Source organism: Massilia sp. CT11-108 (genome assembly GCF_047302915.1).
Classification (GTDB): domain Bacteria; phylum Pseudomonadota; class Gammaproteobacteria; order Burkholderiales; family Burkholderiaceae_D; genus Telluria; species Telluria orientalis.
This window is the reverse complement of sequence record NZ_JBKYMO010000926.1, coordinates 1-1,292: the sequence shown is the minus strand read 5'-3', so window position 1 is coordinate 1,292 and position 1,292 is coordinate 1. Positions and strand designations below refer to the sequence as shown.

The window sequence follows — 1,292 nt, the reverse complement described above, 5'->3', positions numbered from 1 at the left end:
CGCGCAAGGCCATCCAGGCGCCGCCCGCGACGAGCGCCGGCAGCACCACGACCCCGACCGCAACCCGCCGCCCCCATTTGCCCCATCCACGTTGTCGCATGCGCTCATCCCTTTGGAGAAAGCGGCATCTTGCCAGAAATTGCACGTGCGGGCGAGTACGCGACAACCGTTACCCGCGATGGTTCCCCGTGCGCGATTGAGCTGGCTCTCTCGTAGGCTTTTACTGTCTTCTAAGCTGTGGAAAGGCGCGCAAGACGCGCGCGTTGGTTGGAGGAAGCACCATGATTCGGGTGCTGGGTATTGGGTTGGTGCTCACGCTCGCCGCGTGCACGACACCGCAGGAGCGCGCGGCCCAGGCGCAAGCCGATGTCGAGCGGATGATGGCGGTCTACGGCCCGGCCTGTGTCCGGCTGGGCTATGCGGCCCAGACGGATGCGTGGCGCAGTTGCGTGATCAGCCTGGGGGCGAAGTACGATCTGCAGCACTATGGACCGCCTGCGGGCTACTACGGCTGGGGTCCGGGTTACTGGCGGGGTGGCTGGTGGGATCCGTATTGGTAACGCGCGGGGTGAGGCGCGGGGTGAAGCGCTGAACGACGCGGCGCGCAAACTCGGCTTTCGTCACCGCTTCACGACCTTCCAGCAGGCGCTCCAGCGACCGCTGGATGTGGCGGACCAGTTCCGGATAGCGCGCATCCGGCGGATGCAGGCTGAAACGCACGAGCGGCGAGCGCGCCAGCATGGCTGCCGTGGCGTCCGCGACGCGCGGCGACAGGATGCGCCCACCGCGGTTGCGTGCCGCGTACACGAGCGACGGCGACAGGATCGCGTGCGTACCGTGGCGGTTGTTTTGCGTGAATGGCGTAGACGTCGCGGGAGAGATGTCCGGGTTCGGTTTGTCTTCCAGCCGATCTTGCGGTTGATCTTGCGGCTGATTTTGCGGCCGATCTTGCGGCCAATCTTGCGGCAGCGCCGGATCGGCGCGGCCGGGCACATCGTGACGCCGATCGGGGCCGGTCGCGCCCGTCCAGTTGCGCGCATCGAACTGCCTGTTGCCCGGGCCGCGGGCAGACTGGTTGCCTTTGCCGGCCTGGACAGTCCCGCTGCCATACTGGACGCTCGCGGCGCCGTATTGCACATTCTCGCCGCGGTGAGCTGGCCGATCACCGGTGTCATGCAAAACCTGCTGACGCTGCGGCCGCGCGGCGGGGCGGCGCTCGCGGGCCGGCAGGCAATGAAAATGGCTGAACGTGGTCGTGTACGTGAACGGCGCGTCGCGCAGCGCCCGCCAGG

1 pseudogene is annotated in these 1,292 nt (G+C 67.6%); it reads right to left on the bottom strand.

The annotated features are described in order from the left end of the window. Positions 1-453: 453 nt before the first annotated feature. Positions 454-1,292 (bottom strand): annotated as a pseudogene (locus tag ACEN88_RS32055) (hypothetical protein); the annotation flags it as partial.